This is a genomic window from Phreatobacter stygius (assembly GCF_005144885.1).
Taxonomy (GTDB): Bacteria; Pseudomonadota; Alphaproteobacteria; order Rhizobiales; family Phreatobacteraceae; genus Phreatobacter; species Phreatobacter stygius.
Map to the genome: position 1 here is coordinate 1,368,269 of NZ_CP039690.1, position 22,925 is coordinate 1,391,193.

Here is a 22,925-nt window from a genome sequence, read left to right on the forward strand (position 1 = left end):
GCGCGCGCAGTTCAAAGGCCGAGATAGGCGCCGCGCACCTTGGGATCATCCAGGAGCGCGCGGCCCTCGCCGGAAAGCGTGATCGTCCCGGTCTCCAGAACATAACCGCGATCGGCGATCGACAGCGCCGAGAAGGCGTTCTGCTCGACCAGCAGGACCGTGATGCCACGCGCCTTCAGAGCCAGGATCGCCTCGAAGATCTGTTCGACCAGGATCGGTGCCAGCCCCATCGACGGCTCGTCGAGCAGGATCAGTTCGGGCTTGGCCATCAGCGCCCGGCCAATGGCGAGCATCTGCTGCTGGCCGCCGGACAGGCCGCCCGCCTGCAGCGCCCGCTTCTCGGCCAGCACCGGAAAGCTCGCATAGACCCCGTCGAGATCGGCGGCGATGCCGTCGTCCTTGCGCGACCAGGCGCCGAGCCTGAGATTGTCCTCGACCGTCAGCGGCGCGAAGACCTGCCGGCCCTCCGGCACTTGGGCAATGCCGAGGCCGACCCGCCGATGCGCGTCGATCCGGTCGATCACTTCGCCCTTGAATCGGATGGCCCCGCCGGTGACCGGCTGCACGCCGGAAATGGCGCGCAGCAAGGTCGTCTTGCCGGCGCCATTGCCGCCGACCAGCGTGACGATCTCGCCAGCCTTCACCTCGAGCGAGACGCCGTGCAGCGCTTCGATGCGGCCATAACAGGAGCGCAGGTCGTCAACCCTGAGCATGGGCGGCCTCCCGTGCTCCGAGCCCGCCGAGATAGGCCCGGATGACATCCGGATTGGCGCGCACCTCCCGAGGGCTGCCCTCGGCGAGCGGCTTGCCGTGATCGAGCACCAGGATCCGGTTGGAGATCTTCATGACCAGCTTCATGTCATGCTCGACCAGCACCACGCCGATGCCGCGTGCGGCGATACCGTGGATGACCCGGTCGATCTCCTCGGTCTCGACCGGATTGCAGCCTGCCGCCGGCTCGTCGAGCAGCACGAGCTTCGGCTCGACGGCCAGCGCACGGGCGATTTCGAGCCGCTTCAGCGCGCCGTAGGGCAACGAACCGGCCGACAGATCGGCCAGCGGCTTCAGGCCGACGAGATCGAGCAGGGCCAGTGCCTTGGCGCGCGTCTCGCGGTTCTGGCGGCCAACCGAGGGCCAGGCGACGAGATGGGCCAGGACCCCGCGCTTCTCGCGCAGGTGGCAGCCGACCATGACGTTCTCGACCGCGCTCATCCGGAAGAAGATCTGCAGGTTCTGGAAGGTGCGCGACAGGCCGCGCGCCGCCAGGAGATGCGGCTCGAGGCCGGTGACATCAACGCCGTCCATCAGCACACGGCCGCTCTTCGGCAGGTAGACGCCGGAGACCATGTTGAACAGCGTCGTCTTGCCGGCGCCGTTCGGGCCGATGATCGCCAGAATCTCGCCGGCCCTGGCCTTGAACGACACGCCGTCCACCGCCTTGACGCCGCCGAAGGCGATGCCGAGGCCGTCGGCTTCGAGAACGACGCTCATGCAGCCCTCCGGAACAGTTTTTCGCGCAGGGCCGGCACGATGCCCGAGCGCAGGAAGATCATGAACAGCATGATGAAGGCGCCGATCATCAGGTGCTTGTAGTCGGACAGGAAGGTCAGCGTCTGCGGCAGCACGACGATGACCGCCGTGCCGACGACCGAACCGACGATCGAGCCCATGCCGCCGATGACCACCATGGTGACCAGTTCGACCGAGCGCAGGAAGCCCGCGGCATCCGGCGTGATATGGCCGTCGAACAGCGCGAGGAAGCTGCCGGCGATCGAGGCATAGACCGCCGAGATGACGAAGACGGTCAGCTTGTAGCGCGCCACGTCGACACCGACGACCTTGGCCGCAACTTCCGAATCGTGGATTGCCCGCAGCGCCCGGCCGGTCGGGCTGTCGACCAGGTTGAGCGCCAGCCAGGCGGACAGGATCATGGTGGCGCCGCCGATCCAGTACCAGGTGTCGGAGCCGCGCACCGGCCAGCCGAACAGCACGAGCCGGGGCACGCGCATGCCATCGGGCCCGCCGGTCCAGGCCGCCTCGTTGGTGAAGACCATGGCGATGAGGATGCCGAAGCCAAGCGTGGCAACCGCCAGATAGTGCCCGCGCAACCTGAGGATCGGCCGACCCGCGAAATAGGCCAGCAGCGCCGAGACGGCCGCGCCGGCAGCCATGGCGGCAAGCCCATGGAGGCCGAAACGTTGCGGCAGGATCGCCACGGCATAAGCGCCGATGCCAATGAAACCGGCATGGCCGAGGCTGACCTGGCCAGCATATCCCATCAACAGGTTGAGCCCGATCGAGGCGATCGCCAGGATCCAGACGATGGCGCCGACCCGGTAGTAAAAGGATGACGGGAAGACCAGCGGCGGCAACACCACCAGCAGCGCCAGCACGACCAGCGTGCCGATCTTGTCGCCGGTCGCCACGGCCAGGATGCGGCTCAGCGGATGGGTTGGGGCGGCGGGATTGGCCATGGTCTCAGACCCGCTCGATCTTGCTGCGGCCGAACAGTCCGTTGGGCATGACGAACAGCACGACCAGGATGACGATGAAGCCGACGGCATCCTTGTATTGCGAGGAGATGTAACCGGCGCCGAAGGCCTCCAGCAGGCCGACGCCCAGGCCGCCGACGACCGCGCCGATCGGATTGCCCATGCCGCCGAGCATGGCGGCGGCAAAACCCTTCAGCGCCATCAGCGTGCCGACGTCGTAGCTGGTCAGCGTGATCGGCGTGACCAGCACGCCGGCGACCGCGCCGATGGCCGCCGAGACGGCGAAGGAGAAGCCGATGACGAAGCCGGTATCGATGCCCGCGAGCTTGGCGGCCACCCGGTTCGCGGCGGTCGCCAGCACCGCCTTGCCGAACAGCGTGCGCTCGAAGAAAGCCCAGAGCACCACCACGATCACCGCAGCACCGGCCAGCACCACCAGGCTCTGCGGCAGCACCGAGGCGCCGCCGACCCGGATCGGTTCGGCACCGAACCAGGGCGGCAGTTGGTGGAAGCGTTTGTCGAAGACGATCGCGGCGGCGCCGCGCAGGAAGATCGACGCGCCGATGGTGATGATGATCAGCGTCACCGGCGAGGCGCCACGCGCCGGTTCGATGGCGAGCTTGTGCAGGCCGATACCGACGACCGTGGTCGCCAGGATGGCGACCAATGCCGCCAGCGGCACCGGCAGGCCGGCCAGCGTCAGGAACACGGTGGCCATGCCGCCCAGCATGACGAATTCGCCCTGGGCGAAATTGACCACGTCGGAGGCGTTGTAGATCAGCGTGAAACCCAGCGCGACCAGCGCATAGACGGCGCCGACCGTGAGCCCGGAAAAGGCGAACTGCAGAAATTCGGCCATGACAATTCCGTCAGCCATCAAAGACGAGCGGGCAGGACATGCATCGACGTCACCCCCGGCCGAGCCCGAGCAGAAGCTCTTGCTTCTGCGGGGGCGAGGGGAAGGGGGTCCAGGAGCCAAGGCACACTGCCCTGCGGCCCTGGATCCCCTTCCCTCGGCGCTGGCGCGCCTCGCCGGGAATGACATAGCGTGCATTCGTCGGGCGGCGACGCCGCCCGACATTCGGCACGCAATGTCAGCTGCCGCCTTCCGGCACGATGGTCCAGTCGCCGTTGCGGATCTCCAGCATCCGGAAGGCGGTCAGGTCGAGGCCCATATGATCGGTCGGGCTCATGTTGACGACACCGGCCGTTCCCATGAAGCCGCGGATCTGCTCCAGCGCATCGCGGATCTTTTTCGGATCGCTGGAATTGGCCTTCTTGATCGCTTCGACCAGCAGCATCAGCCCGTCATAGGCATGGCCGCCGAAGGTCGAGACCGGTTGGCCCGAGCGCTGCTCGTAGGTCGTGCTGTAGCCGACCACCACCGCCTTTTGCGGATCGGAGTCGGGCAGCTTGGCGGCGACCAGCAGCGCCGCCGCCGGCAGGCGCACGCCGTTCGCCGCCTCGCCGGCCAGTTCGATGAACTGTTTCGAGGCGACGCCATGGCTCTGGTAGAGCGGGAACGGCACGGCGAGCTGGCGATAATTGCGCGTCACGATCGCCGGGCCCTGGCCGAAACCGGCATTGACCACCGCCTGCACGCCGGCGCGGTTGCGAATATTGGTGAGCTGCGGCGTCATGTCGGAATCGCGCGGCCCATAGCGTTCGCTATGGGCAATGGTGATGCCGAAGCGCGGCGCCACAGCCACGCACTGGTCATGCATCGAGGCCCCGAACCCGTCCGTGCCCGAGATCATCGCAATGGTGGTCAGCCGGCGCCGCTGGATATCCTGGAAGATCTTCTCGCAGGCCATCTTGTCGGTATGCGGCGTCTTGAACACGTAAGGGCGCACCGGATCGATGATCTGGATCGCGCCGCCGAGCGAGATGAAGGGGATGCGCGCTTCCTCGAAGATCGGGATCATCGCCATGGTGGTGCCGGTGGTCGACCCGCCGACCATGGCGACGATCTTGTCGTCCTCGACCAGGCGGGTGGCGAAGGTGCGCGCCTGGTTGGCGTCGCCGCCGTCGTCATAGATGATCAGCTGGATGCGCTGGCCGTTGATGCCGCCCGCTGCGTTGAGCCGCTCGACATACATTTCCAGCGTCCGCTTCGACGGATCGCCGAGGAACGAGGCCGGTCCGGTCGCCGACAGCACCGCGCCGATCTTGATCTGGGCTTGAGCCGCACCGGCTGCGAGCGTGACGAGCGTCGCCGCGGCGATGCTCGTGAATATCCGTCGGGTCCAACCCGCCATGGCAGTCCTCCCTGGTTTGGTTTCCTTGATGAGGTGCTGCGGGTTCGTTTCGTCCGACCCGCGTTGACACCTCACGCTGTCCGCGTATTTAATTGACCAACCGCCCGGTCAGTCAAGTGGCAAGTCGCCTGAAAGCGAATCGCCCGGACCAACGGACGAACAAGGATCGACGTGCCCGGCATGATGCGACGGGGCGCGCGGACGAGGAAACACCGGGAGAGGACCATGGACGAGGCAACCGTGCTCGTCGATATCAGGCTGGGCTATCGCGTGCTGACGCTGAACCGGCCGGACAAGCTCAATTCCTTTACCGGTGTCATGCACCGGGCGTTGCGGGCGGCGCTCGACGATGCCGAGGCCGACAAGAGCTGCAAGGCCCTGCTGATAACAGGCGCCGGCCGCGGCTTCTGTGCCGGCCAGGATCTGGCCGACCCCGAAATCGCCGCCGAGCCCGGCGACATGCCTGACCTCGGCGAGACGCTGGAGAAGCATTACAACCCGCTGATCCGCAAGCTGAGGGCGCTGCCTCTGCCGGTCGTCTGCGCGGTCAACGGTGTCGCCGCCGGCGCCGGCGTCAGCCTGGCGCTGGCGAGCGACGTGGTCATCGCGGCGCGCTCGGCAAGCTTCGGCCAGGCTTTCGTCAAGATCGGGCTCTTGCCGGATTCGGGCGCAACCTATCTGTTGCCGCGCCTGATCGGCCCGGCCCGCGCCCGCGCCTGGGCGCTCACCGGCGACACGCTGAAGGCCGAGCAGGCCGAGACCTGGGGGCTCGTCCACAAGGTTGTCGACGACCCCATCCTGATGGCCGAGGCCGAGGCGTTCTGCCAGCGTTTCGCCGTCGCATCCCCCGCAAGCCTCGCCGCGATCAAGCGCGCCTTCGACATTGCCGACGGCAATGACCTCGACTCCCAGCTCGATTATGAACGCGACGAGCAACGCCGGCTCGGCCGGGGCCGCGACTATGCCGAGGGCGTCGAGGCCTTCATGGAGAAGCGCAAACCGGTGTTCGGAGGTCGCTCATGAAAGAAGCTCACGCGATCAACGAAGCCGCCATCGCCAGGGCTGCGTCCGAGGCCATGTGGGTCGATGACCAGGCCAGCCGCGCGCTCGGCATGACCCTGGTCGAGACCGGTCCGGGCAGCGCCACGCTGACCATGGCGGTGACCGAGGTCATGACCAATGGCCATGGCATGTGCCATGGCGGCTACATCTTCACGCTTGCCGACAGTGCCTTCGCCTTCGCCTGCAACAGCCACAATACCCGCACCGTCGCACACCACTGCGCCGTGACCTTCGTGGCCTCGGCCAAGCTTGGCGACCTGCTGACGGCCACCGCCCGCGAGATCTCGCGCACCGGCCGCTCCGGCATCTGCGACGCGACCGTCACCGACCAGGCCGGCGGCGTCATCGCCATCTTCCGCGGCCATTCCCGCACCCTCGGCGGCGCAATCGCGCCCGACCATCCGGCCCTGTGAGGCAAGCCATGCTGGACAAGACCCGCTACCAGCCGCTCGTCGATCCGATCGAACGCGCCTCGCGTGACGAGATCGCCGCCCTGCAGACCGAGCGGCTGAAATGGTCGCTGCGACACGCCTATGACAATGTCGGGGCCTATCGGCGCAAGTTCGACGAGGCCGGCGTCCACCCCGACGATTTCGGGCGGCTGGAAGACCTCGCCAAGTTCCCGTTCACCACCAAGGCCGACCTGCGCGACAATTATCCCTTCGGCATGTTCGCGGTACCGCAGGACAAGGTCGTCCGCGTCCACGCCTCGTCGGGGACGACCGGCAAGCCGACGGTGGTCGGTTATACCCGGAACGACGTGAACACCTGGTCCGACGTAGTCGCCCGCTCGATCCGCGCGGCCGGCGGCCGGCCCGGCATGAAGATCCATGTCGCCTACGGCTATGGCCTGTTCACCGGCGGGCTCGGCGCCCATTACGGCGCCGAAAAGCTCGGCTGCATGGTGATCCCGGTGTCGGGTGGCATGACCGAGCGCCAGGTCCAGCTGATCCAGGACTTCAAGCCCGATATCATCATGGTCACGCCGAGCTACATGCTGGCGATCCTCGACGAGTTCAAGCGCATCGGCGCCGACCCCAGGCAGACCTCGCTGAACATCGGCATCTTTGGTGCCGAACCCTGGACCAATTCCATGCGCAGCGAGATCGAGGATGCCTTCGCCATGGACGCGGTCGACATTTACGGGCTGTCCGAGGTGATGGGTCCGGGCGTCGCCAATGAATGCGTCGAGACCAAGGACGGCTTGCATATCTGGGAGGATCATTTTTACCCGGAAGTGATCGACCGGGTGACCGGCCAGGTGCTGCCCGACGGCGAGAAGGGCGAGTTGGTCTTCACCTCGCTGACCAAGGAAGCCATGCCGATCATCCGCTACCGCACCCGCGACCTGACCCGGCTCTTGCCCGGCACGGCGCGCTCGATGCGACGGATGGAAAAGATCACCGGCCGCTCCGACGACATGATGATCGTGCGCGGCGTCAACGTCTTCCCGAGCCAGATCGAGGAGAAGATCCTGACCGTGCCGGAACTGTCGGCCCATTATCTCGTGGTGCTGACCCGCCAAGACCGCCTGGACGAGATGGACATTCAGGTCGAGGCGCGGCCCGAGGCGATCGGCCCGGAGGATCGCCAACGTGCCGGCGAGCGCCTCGCCCACGCGATCAAGGAAACCATTGGCATCTCCTCGACCGTCACGGTGGTGGCGCCCGGCACGCTCGAGCGCTCGCTCGGCAAGGCCCAGCGCGTGCTCGACAAACGTCCCAGGGCTTGACCGATGGCCCGTCCCCGCGCCGCCGATTACGACGACAAACGCGCCCATATCCTGCACGCATCGGCCGAGCTGTTCTCGCGCCAAGGCTATGACCGGACCTCGATCAACGACATCGCGGGTGCGTGCGGCGTATCCAAGGCCTTGATCTATCACTATTATCCGAACAAGGAGCAATTGCTCGTCGACATCATCCGGCGCCACCTGGCCAACCTTCTGGAGACGGTCGGGCAAGCTGCCCGCTCGGCGCCGCCGGGCGACGAGCGGCTGCGTGCCATCATTGGTGCCTTGCTCGAGGCCTATCGCGACGCCGATACCCTGCACAAGATCCAGGTCAGCGAGCTGTCGCGGCTGCCGCCGGCCCATCAGGACGAGCTGAAGGCGGTCGAGCGCGCTCTGGTCGTGCTGTTCTCCGAGGCGCTGGCCCAGGCGGTGCCACCGCTCGCCGGGCGGAGCGCACTGCTGAAACCCGTGACCATGTCGCTCTTCGGCATGCTCAACTGGCATTACATGTGGTTCCGGCCCGATGGCCCGATGACCCGCGAGGCCTATGCCGACCTCGTCACCCAGCTGATCCTGGCCGGCGCCCGGACGGTCGCCGAGCGCGGCCAGCTGGCCGCCGCCGAGTGAGCCGCTCAGGGCATCCTGCCCGTTGCTTCGGCCAGGTGACCACCCAAGCCGGCATTGCTCGGCTCGGCCCGCAGGGTTGCGGGGCGCGCGGCCATCCGCCGCAACCGTGAGGCGAGCCATATCGCCCGCGGGGAATCCGGGCTAGCTGTTTGATCCCGGGCTTTGATGGTGCAATCTCGATGCAGGAATCGAGGGACGCGCTATGGGCCAGGTTCTCCACGGGAGCGCCACGACGACTGAGGCGGTCCGTCGAGCGATACAACATAGTCAAGAGAGCCTGAGGGCTCTGTCTAAGCGCTACGGGATTAACCAGAAGACGGTCGCGAAGTGGAAGAAGCGGACCTCGGTGACCGATGTGCCGACCGGGCCGAAGAACCCGACTTCGACAGTGCTGACGATTGAGGAAGAGGCCGTGATCGTCGCCTTCCGGAAGCATACTTTGCTGCCGCTCGACGACTGCCTCTATGCGCTACAGCCGACGATCCCGACGCTGACGCGGTCATCCCTGCACCGCTGCCTGCAGCGTCACGGGATCAGCCGCCTGCCCGAGGTCGAAGGCGAGAAGCCGGCGAAGACGAAGTTCAAATCCTATCCGATCGGCTTCTTCCACATCGATATCGCCGAGGTGCAGACCGCTGAGGGCAAGCTGTACCTCTATGTCGCCATCGATCGCACGAGCAAATTCGCCGTCGTACAGATCGTCAGGAAGACGGGGCGGACCTCCGCGTCAGCCTTCCTCTCGGCCTTGATCGAGGCCGTCCCCTACAAGATCCATACCGTTCTCACCGACAACGGCATCCAGTTCACCTTCCCGCCACGGTATGCCGATGGTCCGACGGCGCGCTACGTGACGCACATGTTCGGCATGCGCTGCCAGGAGAACGGCATCGAGCACCGCCTCACCAAGGTGAAGCACCCTTGGACGAACGGCCAGGTCGAGCGCATGAACCGCACCATCAAAGAAGCCACCGTCAAGCGTTACCACTACGACAGCCACCGGCAGTTCGAAGCGCATCTCGCCGACTTCGTCAGCGCCTACAATTTCGGGCGGAGGCTGAAGACCCTCAAGGGCCTCACACCCTACGAATTCATCTGCAAACTCTGGACAACAGAGCCTCAACGATTCAGGCTCGATCCACTCCATCAAATGCCGGGACTAAACAGCTAGCCTGCTCGGACTGACAGATGATCGGGTCGGGAGCGGACACCGGCTCCGCAGCAAAGACGGATTAGCCGCCCATGCGGCAATCCGCGGGGCAAGCATGCACGGCACGACGCTGACGACCGGCAAACCGAAACAGTCTGGCTTCTATCATTCGATCTCCGCGGAACCCCACGCCAGCCGCACCAAGGCGATCCTGAAGGCTCATCCGGAAATCCGGGCGCTGATCGGCCGCAATCCCTGGACCGCCGCGGTCATGGTCAGCCATGTCGCGGCGCAGATTCTCGTTGCCATCGGCTTTGGCCATCTAGGCCTCGACTGGTGGTGGGCGGCGCTCGGCGTGGGCTGGCTGTTCGGCGCCTTCATGAACCACAACCTATTCATCGTCATTCACGAGGCGACCCACAATCTGGTGTTGCGCTCGCGCAACGCCAACAAGCTGATCGCCATCATCGCGGACCTGCCCAATTGCTTGCCCACGGCAATGAATTTTCGCGCCTTCCACCTTCAGCACCATGCCTTCCAGGGCGACATGGAGCGCGATGCCGACCTGCCCTCCGCGTGGGAGGCCCGTCTGGTCGGTCATTCGGTCTTCGGCAAGGTACTTTGGCTGTTCCTGTTTCCGCTGTTCCAGGGCGCCCACGCGCTGCGCGTGTCGAGGCTTGCGCCGCGCGACGGCTGGGCGCTTGCCAATATGGCCGCGACCGTGGTCTTCGTCGTCACCATGGGCTGGTTCGCCGGCGCCAATGCGCTGGTCTATCTCATCGCCTCATTCTGGTTCGCCATTGGCCTGCATCCGCTGGGCGGCCGCTGGATCCAGGAACATTACACCCTCGATCCCGAACAGGAGACCGGCAGCTATTATGGTGGCCTGAACCGGGTCTCGATGAATATCGGCTATCACAACGAACACCACGACTTTCCGTCGGTGCCCTGGAACCGGCTGCCCGAGATCACCCGCATCGCGCCGGAATTCTACCTGACCCTGGTCAGCCACCAGTCCTGGACGCGGCTGCTCTGGGAGTTTTTTACCGACCCACGCTATTCGCTGCATTCGCGCGTGACCCGAGATCCGAGCCCGGGCCGCGGCGGCAGCCCTCAGGCATAGTCGAAATCGACGCTGACGGCTGACGTGCCGGATGTCGCCCGGCTCTGGCAGGTGAGCACGAAACCCGCTTCGATTTCCCAGGGTTCCAGCGAGAAGTTCTGGTCCATCGCCACCGCGCCTTCGACCAGCTTGGCGCGGCAGGTGCAGCACATGCCGCCCTTGCAGGAGTAAGGCAGGTCGAGCCCATGGCGGATCGCCGCCTCGACCACCGTCTCGGTCGGATCCATGGCGATGCTGTGCAATGCACCGTCGAGCCGGATCGACAGGGGCAGGCCGTTGGAAAGATCGGGCTTGCGCACCACTGTCGGGGCCTGCCGGCTGCCCGCGGTGGCGAACAGTTCGGAATGGATATGGTCATGCGCGATGCCGAGCGCTTCCAGCGTCTCGCGCGCCTCCTGGATCATCGCCTGCGGCCCGCACAGGAAGGCCTGATCGACGGTGCCGCCGTGCAATCCGTGCAGCACGAAAGTCCGGATCTTGGCGGCATCGATCCGGCCATGGCTCACCGGGAAGTCGGAGGCCTCGCGGGACAGCACATGGTGCACCGAGAAGCGGCCGAGGAAGCTGTCCTTCAGGTCTTCCAGCGCGGTCTTGAAGATGATCGATGCGGCGCTGCGATTGCCGTAGATCAGCACGAGGCGGCTCGCCGGTTCGCGCGTCAGCACGGTGCGGATGATCGACATGACCGGCGTGATGCCCGAACCGCAGGCGATCGCCAGATAGACCCGCGGCTCCAGGGGATCGAGCGGCGTGGTGAACCGGCCCATCGGGGTCATCACCTCGATCGGGTCGCCGACCCTCAGCATCTCGTTGGCGAAGGTCGAGAAGCGGCCGCCGTCGACCCGCTTCACCGCCACGCGCAGATCGTCGTCGTCGATGCCGGTGCAGATCGAATAAGACCGGCGCAACTCCTCGCCCTCGATGGCCGTCTTCAGCGTCAGATATTGGCCGTGCTCGAAATGATAAGCCGGCTTCAGGTCGTCGGGCACGGCGAAGGCGATCGACACCGTGTCCTGGGTCTCGCGCCGGATATCGCTGACCACAAGGCGATGGAAATGGGGGGCATGGGCAGGGGTCATCGTCGGCGCCCTCAGATGCATTTGAAATAGTCGAAAGGCTCGGCGCAGGCGCGGCAGCGCCAATGCGCCTTGCAGGCGGTCGAGCCGAATTCCGAAACCTTGGCCGTATCGGCCGAACCGCAGCGCGGACAGGCCACGACCTCTTCGCCGAACAAGGCGCGCCTGCCGGCCTTGCCCTTGGGCGGAGCGATGCCGTAAGCGGCGAGCTTGGCCTTGCCGGCCTCGCTCATCCAGTCGGTGGTCCAGGCCGGCGACAGCACGCTGGTCACCTTGACGTTGGTGAAGCCGGCCTCTTCCAGCGCCACTTCGACATTGAGCGCGATCAGGTTCATCGCCGGACAACCGGAATAGGTCGGCGTGATGAAGGCCTCGACCCGGCCGTTCTCGATCCTGACCTCGCGCAGCACGCCGAGATCCTCGATGGTCAGCACCGGCACTTCCGGATCGCAGACCGCGGCCGCGACCGCCCAAGCATCAGCCCAAGCATCAGCCCGAGACTTGTCGGCCGGTTGCCGCGCCTGATCGAAAGTTAGGACCGCGCCCATATCGACCTCACCAGGTGGCGTTCGGATAGGTGCGCTGCATGTATTGGAGGTCGGCGAGCAGGAAACCCATATGCTCACTATGCCGCCCGGCCCGGCCGCCGGCCTGGAAAGCCCCAACCTTGGGCTTGTTCAGTGTCGCTTCCGCCAGCACATGGTCGATGGTTTCATCGAAACGCGGCCGGATCGCTTCCGGATCCGGCACGAAGCCCGCCTCGATCGCCGCCCGCATCGCCTCGTCGACCTCGAACAGCTCCCCCGAATAGGGCCAGAGCTCGTCGAGCGCGGCTTGAGCCCGCCGGTGGCTTTCCGCGGTGCCGTCGCCGAGCCGGATCAGCCACTCGCCGGTATGGCGCACGTGATAGGCCATTTCCTTCTCGGCCTTGGCGGCGATCGCCGCCAGCGTCGGATCGCTCGAGGCCTTCATCGCCACGTGGAACGGATGCATGAAGGCCGAGAACAGCAATTGCCGTGTCATGGTGACGGCGAAATCGCCGTTGGGCTGCTCGACCAGCAAGAGGTTGCGGTATTCACCCTCGCGCCGGAGATAGGCGAGCTGGTCCTCGTCGCGGCCTCGGCCCTCGACGGTCCCGGCATAGCTGTAGAGCGACCGTGCCTGGCCGATCAGGTCGAGGCCGAGATTGGCGAGCGCCAGGTCCTCTTCCAGCACCGGCGCATGGCCGCACCATTCCGACAGGCGATGGCCGAGCACCAGGGCGTCGTCGGCGAGCCTGAGGGTAGCGAGAAACAGCGGACCGTCGGTCATGACCTCACGTCCTCACATGTGTCCGACATCGTCAGGCACTTCATAGAAGGTCGGATGCCGGTAGATCTTCGACGCCGTCGGCTCGAACAGCATGTCCTTGTCGGCCGGATCCGAGGCGGTGATCGCCTGCGACGGCACGACCCAGATCGAAAGCCCCTCGCCGCGCCGAGTATAGGTGTCGCGCGCCGCCTGCAGCGCCATTGGCGCATCGACCGCGTGCAGCGAGCCGACATGGCGATGCGCCATGCCGTTGCGCGAGCGGATGAAGACTTCCCAGAGCGGCCAGTTTTGCGTGGTCATCATGATTGCTCCGCGGGTTCACTCGGCAGCCTGGGCGAGACGACGCGCGGCGCGCTTCTTGGCATGCGCCAGCGCCGCCTCGCGCACCCAGGCGCCAGCCTCGTGCGATCGGTTGCGCTGGGCCAGCCGCTGGCGGTTGCACGGGCCCTCGCCGGCCAGCACGCGCTTGAACTCGTCCCAGTCGATGGCGCCGAAGCGCCAGTGGCCGGTCGCCTCATCGAAGGCGAGGTCCTTGTCGGGAAATTCGAGGCCGAGGAAATGGCCCTGCGGCACGGTCGCATCGATGAATTTCTGGCGCAGCTCGTCATTGGAGAAGCGCTTGATCCGCCAGGCCATGTTCTGATCGGTGTGCAGGCTTTCGGCGTCCGGCGGGCCGAACATCATCAAGGCCGGCCACCACCACCGGTTCAGCGCATCCTGCGCCATGGCCTTCTGGTCCGCCGTGCCGCGCGCCAGCGTCATGACGATCTCGTAGCCCTGGCGCTGGTGGAAGCTCTCCTCCTTGCAGATCCGCACCATGGCGCGGGCATAGGGGCCGTAGCTCGTCCGGCACAGCGGGATCTGGTTCATGATCGCCGCGCCGTCGACCAGCCAGCCGACCATGCCGATATCGGCCCAGGTCAGGGTCGGATAGTTGAAGATCGAGGAATAGCGCGCCTTGCCGGTATTCAGCTGCTCGTTCATCTCCTCGCGGCTGATGCCGAGCGTCTCGGCGGCCGAATAGAGATAGAGCCCGTGGCCGCCTTCGTCCTGGACCTTGGCGAGCAGCGCCGCCTTGCGCTTCAGGCTCGGCGCGCGGGTGATCCAATTGCCTTCCGGCAGCATGCCGATGATTTCCGAATGGGCGTGCTGCGAGATCTGCCGGATCAGGGTGCGCCGGTATTTCTCCGGCATCCAATCATTCGGCTCGATCTTCTCGTCGCGGTCGATGCGTGCCTGGAAACGGCCGTCCCTGACCTCGTCGACCGGGACCGGTCCGTCATCCCTAACGTTCAGGGCCTGCGTGTACATGGCGCACCTCCGGAGGGTTCGTGCCACTATGTTACAAAAATTCTATAAGTCAATATTTTTCGTAACACGACATCAAAAAGCATTGCTGCGGCGCAGCGAGACCGCGGCGTCAGAGACCCCTGAAACGGCTGGCGAGATCAATGACGGACGGCGTCAGCGGCTCGGCATCGGCAGCGGCGACCTGGTCGAGATGGACCTCGGACGCCTCGGCCAGGGCTGCATAAAGCGCCGCGACGAGGCCGCGGGCCTGGCGGTCGGGCCGATCCGGTGGCAGCAGGTCTTCCGGCAGGCCGGGATCGCGGATGACGATCCGCCGGAACGCGTGGACGCTGAGGATCCGCAATGCGAAGGCATCGGCCGGCCTCAGGCCGGCACCACCACCGATCGCGCCGGCCAGCGCGACGTGGTCGCCGACGAAGCGCCGGTAAGCCTCGGTGATGCCGGCCATTCCGAGAATGTCGGTGGCGATGCGCCGCGTCGTCTCGTCGTCGGCCGAGGCGTCGAGCAGGAAAGCGCCGGCCGGCAGCCTGGCTGGGCTCACCGATGCCGGAGCGACGAAAACCCCGGGCACGAAGGACCGGTAACCGGCGGCAGCGAGGTCTTCGACATCCAGCGCCTTTTTAGCCTGCGCCGGAACGATGGCGATCCTGAAGCCGCCGCCAGCCGCCGGCCGCTCGCCCGCATAGACGCGCCGGAAGGCACCCGCGAAGGTTCGCTCGGCCGACCCCGACAGGCGATAGCGCGGCCGCTTGCCGACGCTGCGCTTGACGAACAGGCCGTCGGCGCCGAGCCGCGACATGGCGGTGCGGACCGCGCCTGCCTCGATGCCGAGGCCCCCCATCAGGTCGATCAGGGCGCGGATCGACAATTCGCCGCCGCGCGGCACGATGGCGTCGCCGAACAGGGTGACGATCAGCGATGCGGTGCGCACCGGCCGGTTCGCCAGGAAGCGGCGCCTGAGTGCTTCGGCCGCCTCCGCCATATCCGATGCGTGCGTTTCCATGGACTGAGCGCTAGCGCGATGCGCCGGCAAGCGCAATCGCCGGGGCGCCCCGGCCGCGAGATCAGCCGCAGGACATGGTCTAGGCCATCGGGCCGAATGTCCTCTGGATCAGACAAGGCCTATGGTGACCCTTGGGAAACCAGGTCTGCGTGATCGCCTGCGACGTGAGGCGACCCCACGCGTTCTCGAAGGAATGGTCGCATGCTCAGGGTTGTCATCGTTTTCGGATTGCTCGCCATTGCCGGAGGCATCGCGACCTGGCGTCCCGACCTTGCCGAACAGGCCTATGTCAAGGCGCAAGGACTGCTGAAGCGCGACACCCCGGCCGCCGAGGCTGCCACCCGCCGCGCCACCGGCCCGGCCGCCGTGCCGGTGACGCTTGCCCGCGCCGAGCGCCGGCCGATGCCGATCACCGTCGACGCCATCGGCACGGTGCAGCCGATCGCCTCGATCCAGATCAAGCCGCGGCTCGACACCCAGGTCGTCGCCGTGCATGTCGCCGAGGGCGCCCAGGTCAAGCAAGGCGAATTGCTGTTCAGCCTCGACGACCGCATCCTGCGCGCCCAGATCGGCCAGATGGAAGCCCAGATCGTCAGGGACAAGGCGCAGATCGAACAGGCCACCCGCGACCGCGACCGCGCCACCGATCTCGCCAACCGGCGCGTCGGGTCGGAGGTCGCGCGCGACAATGCCATTACCGCGCTGAAGTCCTTGCAGGCCCAGCTGACCGCCAACGAGGCGAACCGCGAGGCCCTGGTCGCCCAGCTGACCTATACCCAGATCACCGCGCCGGTCTCCGGCCGGATCGGCTCGATCCTCGCCAAGCCCGGCGCCTTCGTCCGCTCGGCCGATACCGCGCCGCTCGCCACCGTCAACCAGATCGACCCGATCTATATCGCCTTCGCCGTGCCGCAGAACACCTTCTACGAAATGCGCGCGGTCCTGGGCGCCACCGCCACCGGGAGCCAGATCATCGTCGAGGCCACCATCGGCGGCCGGACCTCGCGCGGCGCCATCGCCTTCATCGAGAACACCATCGATCAGACCACCGGCACGGTGATCGCCAAGGCGCGCATGGAGAACGGCGCGGAGCAGCTCTGGCCCGGGGCCTTCGTGCCGGTCAAGGTGACGCTCGGCGTCGAGAACGATGCCGTGGTGATCCCCTCGGCCGCCCTGCAGGTCGGCCAGAACGGGCCCTATGTCTTTGCCGTCCGCGACGGCCGCGCGGCCATCGTCAATGTCACGGTCGCCCGCTCGGCGGGTGATGTCGCGATCATTTCCAAGGGCCTCAACGGCGGCGAAGACGTGATCACCTCGGGCCAGCTCCGCCTCGTCGCGGGCATTCCGGTGGTCGCCCGGCCGAATGCCGCGGCGACCGAAACACCGGTTCCCGGCAAGCAGAGCTGAGGGAGGTCAGGACCATGCTTTCCGAGCTCTGCATCCGCCGACCGGTCATGACCATCCTGCTGATGGTCTCGTTCATCGCCGCCGGCATGTTCGGCTACAAGCAATTGCCGGTCGCGGCGCTGCCGCGGGTCGACTTTCCGACCATCCAGGTCCAGGCCCAGCTGCCCGGCGCCAGCCCGGAAACCATGGCATCCTCGGTCGCCCTGATCCTCGAGAAGCAGTTCTCGACGATCGCCGGCATCTCGTCGATGACCTCGACCTCGTCGCTCGGCAATACCTCGATCGTCTTGCAGTTCGACCTCAACCGCAACATCGACGGCGCTGCTCTCGACGTTCAATCGCAGATCTCGGCCGCCATGCGCCGCCTGCCGGTCGACATGCCGACGCCGCCGAGCTTCAGGAAGGTCAACCCGGCCGACCAGGCGATCGTTTTCCTGTCGATCGCCTCGGATATCGCCAAGCTGTCCGATCTCGATCGCTTCTCCAATTCGGCCATCATGCCGCGCATTTCGACCTTGCCGGGCGTCGCCCAGGTGTTGGTCTTCGGCAGCCAGAAATATGCCGTGCGCATCCGCGCCGATCTCGACCAGCTCGCCGCCCGCGGGCTCAGTCTCGCCGATCTCCAGAATGCCCTGGTCAACGCCAATTCCAACCGCCCGGTCGGCTCGGTCAACGAGGGCGCCCGCTCGGCGATCCTCGATGCGACCGGTCCGGTCAACCGCGCCGCCGACTACGGGCCGGTGATCGTCGCCTGGCAGAACGGCGCGCCGGTGCGCGTCTCGGATGTCGCGACCCCGGTCGACGGCGTCGAGAACGACCGCGTCGCCTCCTGGCTCGACGGCAAGCGCTCGCTGGTGCTCGCCGTCCAGCGCCAGCCGGACGCCAATACGGTCGAGGTGGTCGATCGCATCCGCGCGCTGCTGCCGCAGATCCAGGGCGAGGCGCCGGCCTCTTATGAAATCAAGGTGCTCAACGACCGTTCCGAGTCGATCCGTGCCTCGATCGAGGACGTCGAGTTCTCGCTGCTGCTGGCCGGCGGCCTGGTCGTGCTGGTGATCTGGTTCTTCCTGAAAAGCGTCCGCGCCACCATCATTCCCGCGGTGGCACTGCCGATCTCGCTGATCGGCACCTTCGCCGGCATGTATGTGCTCGGCCATTCCATCGACAACATCTCGCTGCTGGCCCTGACGCTCGCCGTCGGCTTCGTCGTCGACGACGCGATCGTCATGCTCGAAAACATCATGCGCCATATCGAGGAGGGCATGGAGCCGTTCCAGGCGGCGCTGGTCGGTTCGCGCGAGGTCGGTTTCACCATCGTCTCGATGACCATCTCGCTGGTCGCGGTGTTCATCCCCGTGCTGTTCATGGGCGGCGTGGTCGGACGCATGTTCACCGAGTTCGGCCTGGTCATTTCCATGGCCATCCTGATCTCGGGCGTCGTATCGCTGACGCTGACGCCGATGCTCTGCTCGCGGCTCCTGAAGCCGATCGACCACGAAGCGAAGCCGATCCTGCCGCTGCGCCTGTTCGAGACCTTCTTCACCGGCCTGACCCGCGGTTACGGCTGGGCTTTGCGCAAGGTCGTCAACATGCCGGTCATCATGATCGGCGTGACCATTGCGACCTTCGTCTTCACCTTCATGCTGTTCCGCGACATTCCGAAGGGCTTCTTCCCGGTCGAGGACAACGGCTTGATCACCGCCTCGACGCTCGGTCCGGATGACGCCTCGTTCGACGCCATGGTGACCCGCCAGCAGGAACTCGCCGCGGCGATCAGCCGGGACCCGGATGTCATTTCGGTGAACTCGACGGTCGGCGGCGGCAATGCCGCCAACACCCAGAATTCCGGGCGCATGTTCATCACGCTGCGCGCCAAGCCCGAACGCAAGACCAGCGCCAACGAGGTGATCCAGCGCCTGCGCCGGACCACCGCCCAGATCCCGGGCATCCAGGCCTTCTTCCAGCCGATCCAGTCGATCACCGTCGGCGCCGTGCAGTCGCGCAGCCAGTATCAGTACACGCTGCAGTCGCCCGACCTCGAGGGCCTGCGCCACTATGCGACCACCCTGGAAGCCAAGATCCGCACCTTGCCCGGCATCCTCGACGTCAATTCGGACCTGCAGATGAAGGCGCGGTCGACCATTGTCGACGTCAATCGCGACGCCGCCTCGCGTCTCGGCCTGACCGCCGACCAGATCCGCTCGGCGCTCTATTCGTCCTTCGGTGTTCGCCAGGTCTCGACCATCTATGCGCCCGAGGACACCTATCAGGTGATCCTCGAGGCCGATCCCAAATATAACGACACCACGTCCATGCTGCGCCGGCTGACGGTCCGCACGCCGTCCGGCACCATCGTGCCGCTCGACGCGGTCGCCACCATCCGCGAGCAGCCGACGGCGCTGACCGTCAGCCACCTCGCCCAGCTGCCGGCGGTGACCATCTCGTTCAACCTGCCGCCGGGCGTCGCCCTGTCGCAGGCGGTCGAGCGCATCGAGGCCGCGGCCCGCGAGGTCAACCTGCCGGCGACCATCGCCACCAGCTTCCAGGGCTCGGCCCAGGTGTTTCAGCAGGCGGTCGCCAACCAGGGACTGCTCCTGTTCGCCGCGGTCCTGGTCATCTACATCGTGCTGGGTGTGCTCTACGAGAGCTTCATCCACCCGCTGACCATCCTGTCGGGCCTGCCCTCGGCCGGCATCGGCGCTCTGCTGACCTTGCAGATCTTCGGCCTCGACCTGTCGGTCATCGCCATGATCGGCGTCGTCATGCTGATCGGCATCGTCAAGAAGAACGCCATCATGATGGTCGACTTCGCGGTGGAGCGTCGCCACCACGGGGTACCGGCGAAGGAGGCCATCGTCGAAGCGGCCGTGCTGCGCTTCCGGCCGATCATGATGACCACGCTCTGCGCCATCCTCGGTGCCATGCCGATCGCCATCGGCGCCGGCGCCGGCGCCGAGCTGCGCCAGCCGCTCGGCCTGGCGGTTGTCGGCGGCCTGATGATGTCGCAATTGCTGACGCTGTTCATCACGCCGGTGATCTACATCATGTTCGACGGCCTCAGCGATTGGTTCGGCCGGCGCGGCAGCCAGAAGGCGGTTGCCGCTGCTCCGGTTCCGCACGGCACGCCGGCGGAGTAAAGCCGGCAGCCGGCCCTTGGCGCCATCTGGCGACGTCTCCCCGGGCGACCCTTGCCGGTCGCCCGCGGCCCCCGCGCCGGACCAGAATTCCGAGCTTCGGGCCAACGAACGGACGAAAAACGTATCCAAACGTATCCGAAGGCCTCTGCACGGGCGGATCGCGGTGTCTTGCGTTGACAGCATGACGCCCTGAGCCTTACCCCTGTCGGACATGTCTCGCCGCATCGCCGTCATTGCCGACGACCATGGACTTTACCGCATGGGCCTGGCCTTCACCCTGAAGGACCGGCTCGGCTTCGACGACGTCGAAGAGGCGGGTTCGCTGGACGAAGCGCTGGAGAAGCTCGGCGAGATCGGCGATGTCGCGCTCGCCCTGTTCGACCTGTCCATGCCCGGCATGGCAAGTGCCGCCAGCCTCGCGGCGGTGCGCGAATGTTATCCGGATCTGCCGATAGCCGTGGTCAGCGCTTCCGAGGACCGCAAGGATGTGCTCGAGGCGCTCGCCGCCGGCGTCAACGGCTTCGTGCCGAAGCGCCTTGTCGAGGACGACCTGGTCGCCGCGCTCAGGTCCGTTGTCGCCGGCGCCATCTTCGTGCCGGCCTCGCTCGCCAGCACCATGCCGCCACGCCAGCCGGCATCGGAGGCGCCCGACACCACCGACCGGCCGGCCGAACCGGTGGACCTGTCGCGCCTGACGCCGCGCCAGCGTGATGTGCTGGCCTTGCTGCTCCGGGGCCATTCGAACAAGGAGATCGCCCGCGATCTCGATCTCGGCCACGGCACGGTCAAGATCCACCTCGCCGCGCTGTTCCGCCACCTCGGCGTACGCAACCGCGCCGCCGCCGTGGCGGCTGCCGCGGCGCTCCTGCCGCGCGCCTGATCATCCGGCCCGCCGCGGCCAGGTCAGGCCGCCACCAGCCGCGCCACGGTCGCACGCAGCACCGGCACCGCCACCGGCTTGGTCATCCAGGCAATGCCGCTCGACTGCAGCCGTGCCAGTGTCAGGGGATCGGTGGCGCCGGTGACGATCAGCGCCGGCAGCCGGGTGCTTCTGCCCTGCTGCCAGCCGCGCACCAGATCCAGCCCGTCTATGCCCTGTTCGAGCTGCAGGTCGATCACCGCGAGATCGATCGGCAGGGCCTGCGCCAGCGCCCGTGTCGCCTCCTCGGCGCTGTTGGCCGCGGTGACGGTCGCGCCGTCGTCGCGCAGGGTGCGCGCCAGCGCGTCGACGATCATCGGCTCGTCGTCGAGGATCAGGATATGCCGGCCGGCGAGTGACACCGACGGCGCGCTCGGCCGCGCTTCCTCCACGCGTATCGGCTGCGCGGCGATCGGCATTTCGACCCGGAACACCGTGCCGCGGCCGCGATGGCTGGCCACGCTGACATGATGGCCGAGCAGGTTGCACAGCCGCCGGACGATCGAAAGACCCAGCCCCAGCCCGTCGTTCTGGCCATGCGCCGCCTGCTTGGCCCGCTCGAACTCCTCGAAGATCCGGTCGCGGTCCTCGATCGGAACTCCGGTGCCGGTATCGTGGATCTCCAGCACCGCCATGTCGCCGCGCCGGCGCACGCCAACCAGCACGCCGCCGGACGCGGTGAATTTCAGCGCATTGGCAACCAGGTTGCGCAACACCGTCTCGATCAGGATCGGGTCGCTGGTGACCGCAAGGCGCGATGGCACCAGCCGGAACTCGAGCCCGTTGGCGGCGGCCTGCGCGCGAAAGCCCGCGGCGATCCGTTCCAGGAGATCGCCGATCACGAAGACCCGCGGCTCGGCGACAACGATGCCGGCATCGAGCCTGGAGACGTCGAGCAGGGCGTTGAACATGTCCTGCAGCGACGACAGCGTCGTCTCCATATTGGCGACCAGCCGGCGCGGCTCGTCGCCGGTCACCCGGCGCGCAAGCGCGCTGGCGAACAGCGACAGGGCATGCAGCGGCTGGCGCAGGTCGTGGCTGGCCGCCGCCAGGAAGCGCGACTTCGCCGCGGTCGCGGCAACCGCATCGTCGCGCGCGACGCTCAGGGCGTGGTTGGCGGTCTCCAGCTCGGCCGTGCGGTCGGCGACGCGAACCTCCAGCGTATTGGCCAGATGCCTCAGCGCTTCCTCGTTATCGGCCAGGCGATCGATCATGCCCTGCAGCGAGGCGGCCAGCGACACCACCTCCTTCGACGAGGATTGCGGCACCTCGATCACCACGCCGTCGAGCGCATCGGCAAGGCCGACCCGGTCGGCACGCGCGGCGATCGCCTGCAGCGGACTTGCGATGCGACCCGCGACCCACCAGCCGGCCATCAGCACCAGAAGGCCGACGAAACCGCCGGCGGCGATGATCTGCCGGCGCAGCGTATCGACCGGCGCGAAGGCGATCTCGGCGCTCGAGGTCACCACGATCTGCCAGCCGAGCCCGTCGACGCCGCGCCCGCCGGCCGCCCGGCTGGTGCCGATCAGCAGCACGCGGCCATCCGACATCTTCTCGATCTCGAAGCCGTCGGCGCGCCGGGCGACCGTCAGGGTCAAGGCCGGGTCGAGATGCTCGGGATCGCCGATGATCACCCGGCCGTCGCGGTCGAGCACCATCACCTCGAGGTCCGACTGGCGGCCGCGCGAACGCTCGATCAGCGAGCGCCGGAGATGGCCGAGCCAGTCCCAACTGACCAGCATGCCGAGCCTGCCGATCACCTCGCCCTCGGCATTGCGGACATTGGAGCCGATCTCGATGACACGCTCGCCGGTCGGCGTCAGCGATTGCGGCCGCTGGGTATTCTCGTTGGCTGCGCTGGCGCGATCGCGCGCCGCCTTGAACCACAGCCGCTCGCTGACGTCGGAGCCTTCGTCGCTGCCGCCGGAGGCGACGATCACCCGGCCATTGGTATCGGCCAGGCCGATCCAGACGATCTCTTCGAAATTCGCTTTGACGCGGTCGAGGATGGCGCGCCGCGCGGCATAAGAATTCGCCCGGCCGGCGAAGGCCGGTATCGTCGCGATCGTGCGCGTGTTGCGCCAGCGCTCATAGACGTCGCTCTCCAGCGCCTCGCGCATGAAGCCGGCGAGGTCGGCGAGCGACCGGCCGATCGAGCGCTGTGCCTCGCGGGTTGCCGTCCACACGACCACCGCCGTGACGCTGAAGATCAGCGCCGCCGTCAACACGGCCAACGTGCCGGTCAGGATGCCGCGCAGACCCGGGCGAGCAAGTGGCGTCGCGAAAATGGCCATGTCCGAAGTGTCGCGCGTCGCCG

The 22,925-nt window shown here is 66.8% G+C and carries 21 protein-coding genes; 9 read left to right on the top strand and 12 right to left on the bottom strand.

Translation table 11 applies throughout. From position 1 onward, the window contains the following. Window positions 1-11: 11 nt before the first annotated feature. The 5 genes from E8M01_RS06290 to E8M01_RS06310 all read right to left on the bottom strand — a co-directional run bounded on the left by E8M01_RS06290 (window position 12) and on the right by E8M01_RS06310 (window position 4,750). Window positions 12-713: an ABC transporter ATP-binding protein gene (locus tag E8M01_RS06290; RefSeq protein WP_136959346.1), complete on the bottom strand. Its 702-nt coding sequence runs from the start codon at window positions 711-713 to the stop codon at window positions 12-14. After that, window positions 700-1,491 carry an ABC transporter ATP-binding protein gene (locus E8M01_RS06295; protein WP_136959347.1) on the bottom strand — a complete coding sequence of 264 codons (792 nt, stop codon included), beginning with the start codon at window positions 1,489-1,491 and terminating at the stop codon, window positions 700-702. Before E8M01_RS06295 ends, E8M01_RS06290 begins: the two co-directional genes overlap by 14 nt. Continuing rightward, complete coding sequence (locus tag E8M01_RS06300; protein WP_136959348.1) at window positions 1,488-2,474, bottom strand: branched-chain amino acid ABC transporter permease; 987 nt, start codon at window positions 2,472-2,474, stop codon at window positions 1,488-1,490. Before E8M01_RS06300 ends, E8M01_RS06295 begins: the two co-directional genes overlap by 4 nt. 4 nt (window positions 2,475-2,478) lie before the next feature. Continuing rightward, window positions 2,479-3,351: a branched-chain amino acid ABC transporter permease gene (locus E8M01_RS06305; RefSeq protein ID WP_136959349.1), complete on the bottom strand. Its 873-nt coding sequence runs from the start codon at window positions 3,349-3,351 to the stop codon at window positions 2,479-2,481. Between the two features lie 235 nt (window positions 3,352-3,586). Beyond that, entirely contained in the window at window positions 3,587-4,750 is a 1,164-nt protein-coding gene (locus E8M01_RS06310; protein ID WP_136959350.1) for an ABC transporter substrate-binding protein, read from the bottom strand. A gap of 225 nt (window positions 4,751-4,975) precedes the next feature. Between E8M01_RS06310 and paaG the strand changes: the two genes are divergently transcribed. The 6 genes from paaG (at window position 4,976) to E8M01_RS06340 (ending at window position 10,441) form a co-directional block, all read left to right on the top strand. Continuing rightward, entirely contained in the window at window positions 4,976-5,773 is a 798-nt protein-coding gene (gene paaG, locus E8M01_RS06315; protein ID WP_136959351.1) for a 2-(1,2-epoxy-1,2-dihydrophenyl)acetyl-CoA isomerase PaaG, read from the top strand. Continuing rightward, window positions 5,770-6,225, top strand: a complete 456-nt coding sequence (gene paaI / locus E8M01_RS06320) for a hydroxyphenylacetyl-CoA thioesterase PaaI (RefSeq protein ID WP_136959352.1) — start codon at window positions 5,770-5,772, stop codon at window positions 6,223-6,225. Before paaG ends, paaI begins: the two co-directional genes overlap by 4 nt. A gap of 8 nt (window positions 6,226-6,233) precedes the next feature. Beyond that, window positions 6,234-7,544, top strand: a complete 1,311-nt coding sequence (gene paaK / locus E8M01_RS06325; protein WP_136959353.1) for a phenylacetate--CoA ligase PaaK — start codon at window positions 6,234-6,236, stop codon at window positions 7,542-7,544. A 3-nt stretch (window positions 7,545-7,547) separates the two neighbouring features. Continuing rightward, window positions 7,548-8,171 (top strand): TetR/AcrR family transcriptional regulator, encoded by a 624-nt coding sequence (locus E8M01_RS06330; RefSeq protein WP_136959354.1) that lies wholly within the window; start codon window positions 7,548-7,550, stop codon window positions 8,169-8,171. Between the two features lie 202 nt (window positions 8,172-8,373). Further along, window positions 8,374-9,339 (top strand): IS481 family transposase, encoded by a 966-nt coding sequence (locus tag E8M01_RS06335; protein WP_136959355.1) that lies wholly within the window; start codon window positions 8,374-8,376, stop codon window positions 9,337-9,339. Window positions 9,340-9,433: 94 nt separating this feature from the next. Then, complete coding sequence (locus tag E8M01_RS06340; protein WP_136959356.1) at window positions 9,434-10,441, top strand: fatty acid desaturase; 1,008 nt, start codon at window positions 9,434-9,436, stop codon at window positions 10,439-10,441. Here the strand turns inward: E8M01_RS06340 and paaE are convergent. From paaE to E8M01_RS06370, 6 genes are all read right to left on the bottom strand, one after another. Further along, on the bottom strand, window positions 10,432-11,520 hold the full coding sequence (paaE, locus tag E8M01_RS06345; protein ID WP_136959357.1) for a 1,2-phenylacetyl-CoA epoxidase subunit PaaE: 1,089 nt from the start codon (window positions 11,518-11,520) through the stop codon (window positions 10,432-10,434). The two genes, E8M01_RS06340 and paaE, sit on opposite strands and share 10 nt — an antisense overlap. 11 nt (window positions 11,521-11,531) lie before the next feature. Continuing rightward, window positions 11,532-12,065 carry a 1,2-phenylacetyl-CoA epoxidase subunit PaaD gene (gene paaD / locus E8M01_RS06350; RefSeq protein ID WP_136959358.1) on the bottom strand — a complete coding sequence of 178 codons (534 nt, stop codon included), beginning with the start codon at window positions 12,063-12,065 and terminating at the stop codon, window positions 11,532-11,534. A gap of 7 nt (window positions 12,066-12,072) precedes the next feature. Next, window positions 12,073-12,828: a 1,2-phenylacetyl-CoA epoxidase subunit PaaC gene (gene paaC, locus E8M01_RS06355; RefSeq protein ID WP_136959359.1), complete on the bottom strand. Its 756-nt coding sequence runs from the start codon at window positions 12,826-12,828 to the stop codon at window positions 12,073-12,075. Between the two features lie 12 nt (window positions 12,829-12,840). Next, the gene (paaB, locus tag E8M01_RS06360; RefSeq protein ID WP_136964472.1) at window positions 12,841-13,128 is read right to left on the bottom strand and encodes a 1,2-phenylacetyl-CoA epoxidase subunit PaaB; all 288 of its coding nucleotides are present in this window, start codon (window positions 13,126-13,128) and stop codon (window positions 12,841-12,843) included. A gap of 18 nt (window positions 13,129-13,146) precedes the next feature. After that, window positions 13,147-14,139 carry a 1,2-phenylacetyl-CoA epoxidase subunit PaaA gene (gene paaA / locus E8M01_RS06365; protein ID WP_136959360.1) on the bottom strand — a complete coding sequence of 331 codons (993 nt, stop codon included), beginning with the start codon at window positions 14,137-14,139 and terminating at the stop codon, window positions 13,147-13,149. A gap of 109 nt (window positions 14,140-14,248) precedes the next feature. Next, window positions 14,249-15,142: a PaaX family transcriptional regulator C-terminal domain-containing protein gene (locus E8M01_RS06370; RefSeq protein WP_136959361.1), complete on the bottom strand. Its 894-nt coding sequence runs from the start codon at window positions 15,140-15,142 to the stop codon at window positions 14,249-14,251. A gap of 201 nt (window positions 15,143-15,343) precedes the next feature. Between E8M01_RS06370 and E8M01_RS06375 the strand changes: the two genes are divergently transcribed. From E8M01_RS06375 to E8M01_RS06385, 3 genes are all read left to right on the top strand, one after another. After that, the gene (locus E8M01_RS06375) at window positions 15,344-16,549 is read left to right on the top strand and encodes an efflux RND transporter periplasmic adaptor subunit (RefSeq protein WP_136959362.1); all 1,206 of its coding nucleotides are present in this window, start codon (window positions 15,344-15,346) and stop codon (window positions 16,547-16,549) included. A 14-nt stretch (window positions 16,550-16,563) separates the two neighbouring features. Then, the gene (locus E8M01_RS06380; protein ID WP_136959363.1) at window positions 16,564-19,686 is read left to right on the top strand and encodes an efflux RND transporter permease subunit; all 3,123 of its coding nucleotides are present in this window, start codon (window positions 16,564-16,566) and stop codon (window positions 19,684-19,686) included. A 211-nt stretch (window positions 19,687-19,897) separates the two neighbouring features. Beyond that, a complete protein-coding gene (locus E8M01_RS06385) occupies window positions 19,898-20,566 on the top strand; it encodes a response regulator (protein ID WP_136959364.1) in 669 nt (222 codons plus the stop codon). A gap of 23 nt (window positions 20,567-20,589) precedes the next feature. On the opposite strand, the gene E8M01_RS06390 is transcribed toward E8M01_RS06385, so the two are convergent. Further along, a complete protein-coding gene (locus E8M01_RS06390; RefSeq protein ID WP_136959365.1) occupies window positions 20,590-22,902 on the bottom strand; it encodes a hybrid sensor histidine kinase/response regulator in 2,313 nt (770 codons plus the stop codon). Between the last annotated feature and the right edge of the window lie 23 nt (window positions 22,903-22,925).

Bases quoted from the DNA above. Each gene is read 5' to 3' on its own strand.
- E8M01_RS06290 (WP_136959346.1), bottom strand. From the start codon at position 713: ATGCTCAGGGTTGACGACCTGCGCTCCTGTTATGGCCGCATCGAAGCG.
- E8M01_RS06295 (WP_136959347.1), bottom strand. From the start codon at position 1,491: ATGAGCGTCGTTCTCGAAGCCGACGGCCTCGGCATCGCCTTCGGCGGC.
- E8M01_RS06300 (WP_136959348.1), bottom strand. From the start codon at position 2,474: ATGGCCAATCCCGCCGCCCCAACCCATCCGCTGAGCCGCATCCTGGCC.
- E8M01_RS06305 (WP_136959349.1), bottom strand. From the start codon at position 3,351: ATGGCCGAATTTCTGCAGTTCGCCTTTTCCGGGCTCACGGTCGGCGCC.
- E8M01_RS06310 (WP_136959350.1), bottom strand. From the start codon at position 4,750: ATGGCGGGTTGGACCCGACGGATATTCACGAGCATCGCCGCGGCGACG.
- paaG (WP_136959351.1), top strand. From the start codon at position 4,976: ATGGACGAGGCAACCGTGCTCGTCGATATCAGGCTGGGCTATCGCGTG.
- paaI (WP_136959352.1), top strand. From the start codon at position 5,770: ATGAAAGAAGCTCACGCGATCAACGAAGCCGCCATCGCCAGGGCTGCG.
- paaK (WP_136959353.1), top strand. From the start codon at position 6,234: ATGCTGGACAAGACCCGCTACCAGCCGCTCGTCGATCCGATCGAACGC.
- E8M01_RS06330 (WP_136959354.1), top strand. From the start codon at position 7,548: ATGGCCCGTCCCCGCGCCGCCGATTACGACGACAAACGCGCCCATATC.
- E8M01_RS06335 (WP_136959355.1), top strand. From the start codon at position 8,374: ATGGGCCAGGTTCTCCACGGGAGCGCCACGACGACTGAGGCGGTCCGT.
- E8M01_RS06340 (WP_136959356.1), top strand. From the start codon at position 9,434: ATGCACGGCACGACGCTGACGACCGGCAAACCGAAACAGTCTGGCTTC.
- paaE (WP_136959357.1), bottom strand. From the start codon at position 11,520: ATGACCCCTGCCCATGCCCCCCATTTCCATCGCCTTGTGGTCAGCGAT.
- paaD (WP_136959358.1), bottom strand. From the start codon at position 12,065: ATGGGCGCGGTCCTAACTTTCGATCAGGCGCGGCAACCGGCCGACAAG.
- paaC (WP_136959359.1), bottom strand. From the start codon at position 12,828: ATGACCGACGGTCCGCTGTTTCTCGCTACCCTCAGGCTCGCCGACGAC.
- paaB (WP_136964472.1), bottom strand. From the start codon at position 13,128: ATGACCACGCAAAACTGGCCGCTCTGGGAAGTCTTCATCCGCTCGCGC.
- paaA (WP_136959360.1), bottom strand. From the start codon at position 14,139: ATGTACACGCAGGCCCTGAACGTTAGGGATGACGGACCGGTCCCGGTC.
- E8M01_RS06370 (WP_136959361.1), bottom strand. From the start codon at position 15,142: ATGGAAACGCACGCATCGGATATGGCGGAGGCGGCCGAAGCACTCAGG.
- E8M01_RS06375 (WP_136959362.1), top strand. From the start codon at position 15,344: ATGCTCAGGGTTGTCATCGTTTTCGGATTGCTCGCCATTGCCGGAGGC.
- E8M01_RS06380 (WP_136959363.1), top strand. From the start codon at position 16,564: ATGCTTTCCGAGCTCTGCATCCGCCGACCGGTCATGACCATCCTGCTG.
- E8M01_RS06385 (WP_136959364.1), top strand. From the start codon at position 19,898: ATGTCTCGCCGCATCGCCGTCATTGCCGACGACCATGGACTTTACCGC.
- E8M01_RS06390 (WP_136959365.1), bottom strand. From the start codon at position 22,902: ATGGCCATTTTCGCGACGCCACTTGCTCGCCCGGGTCTGCGCGGCATC.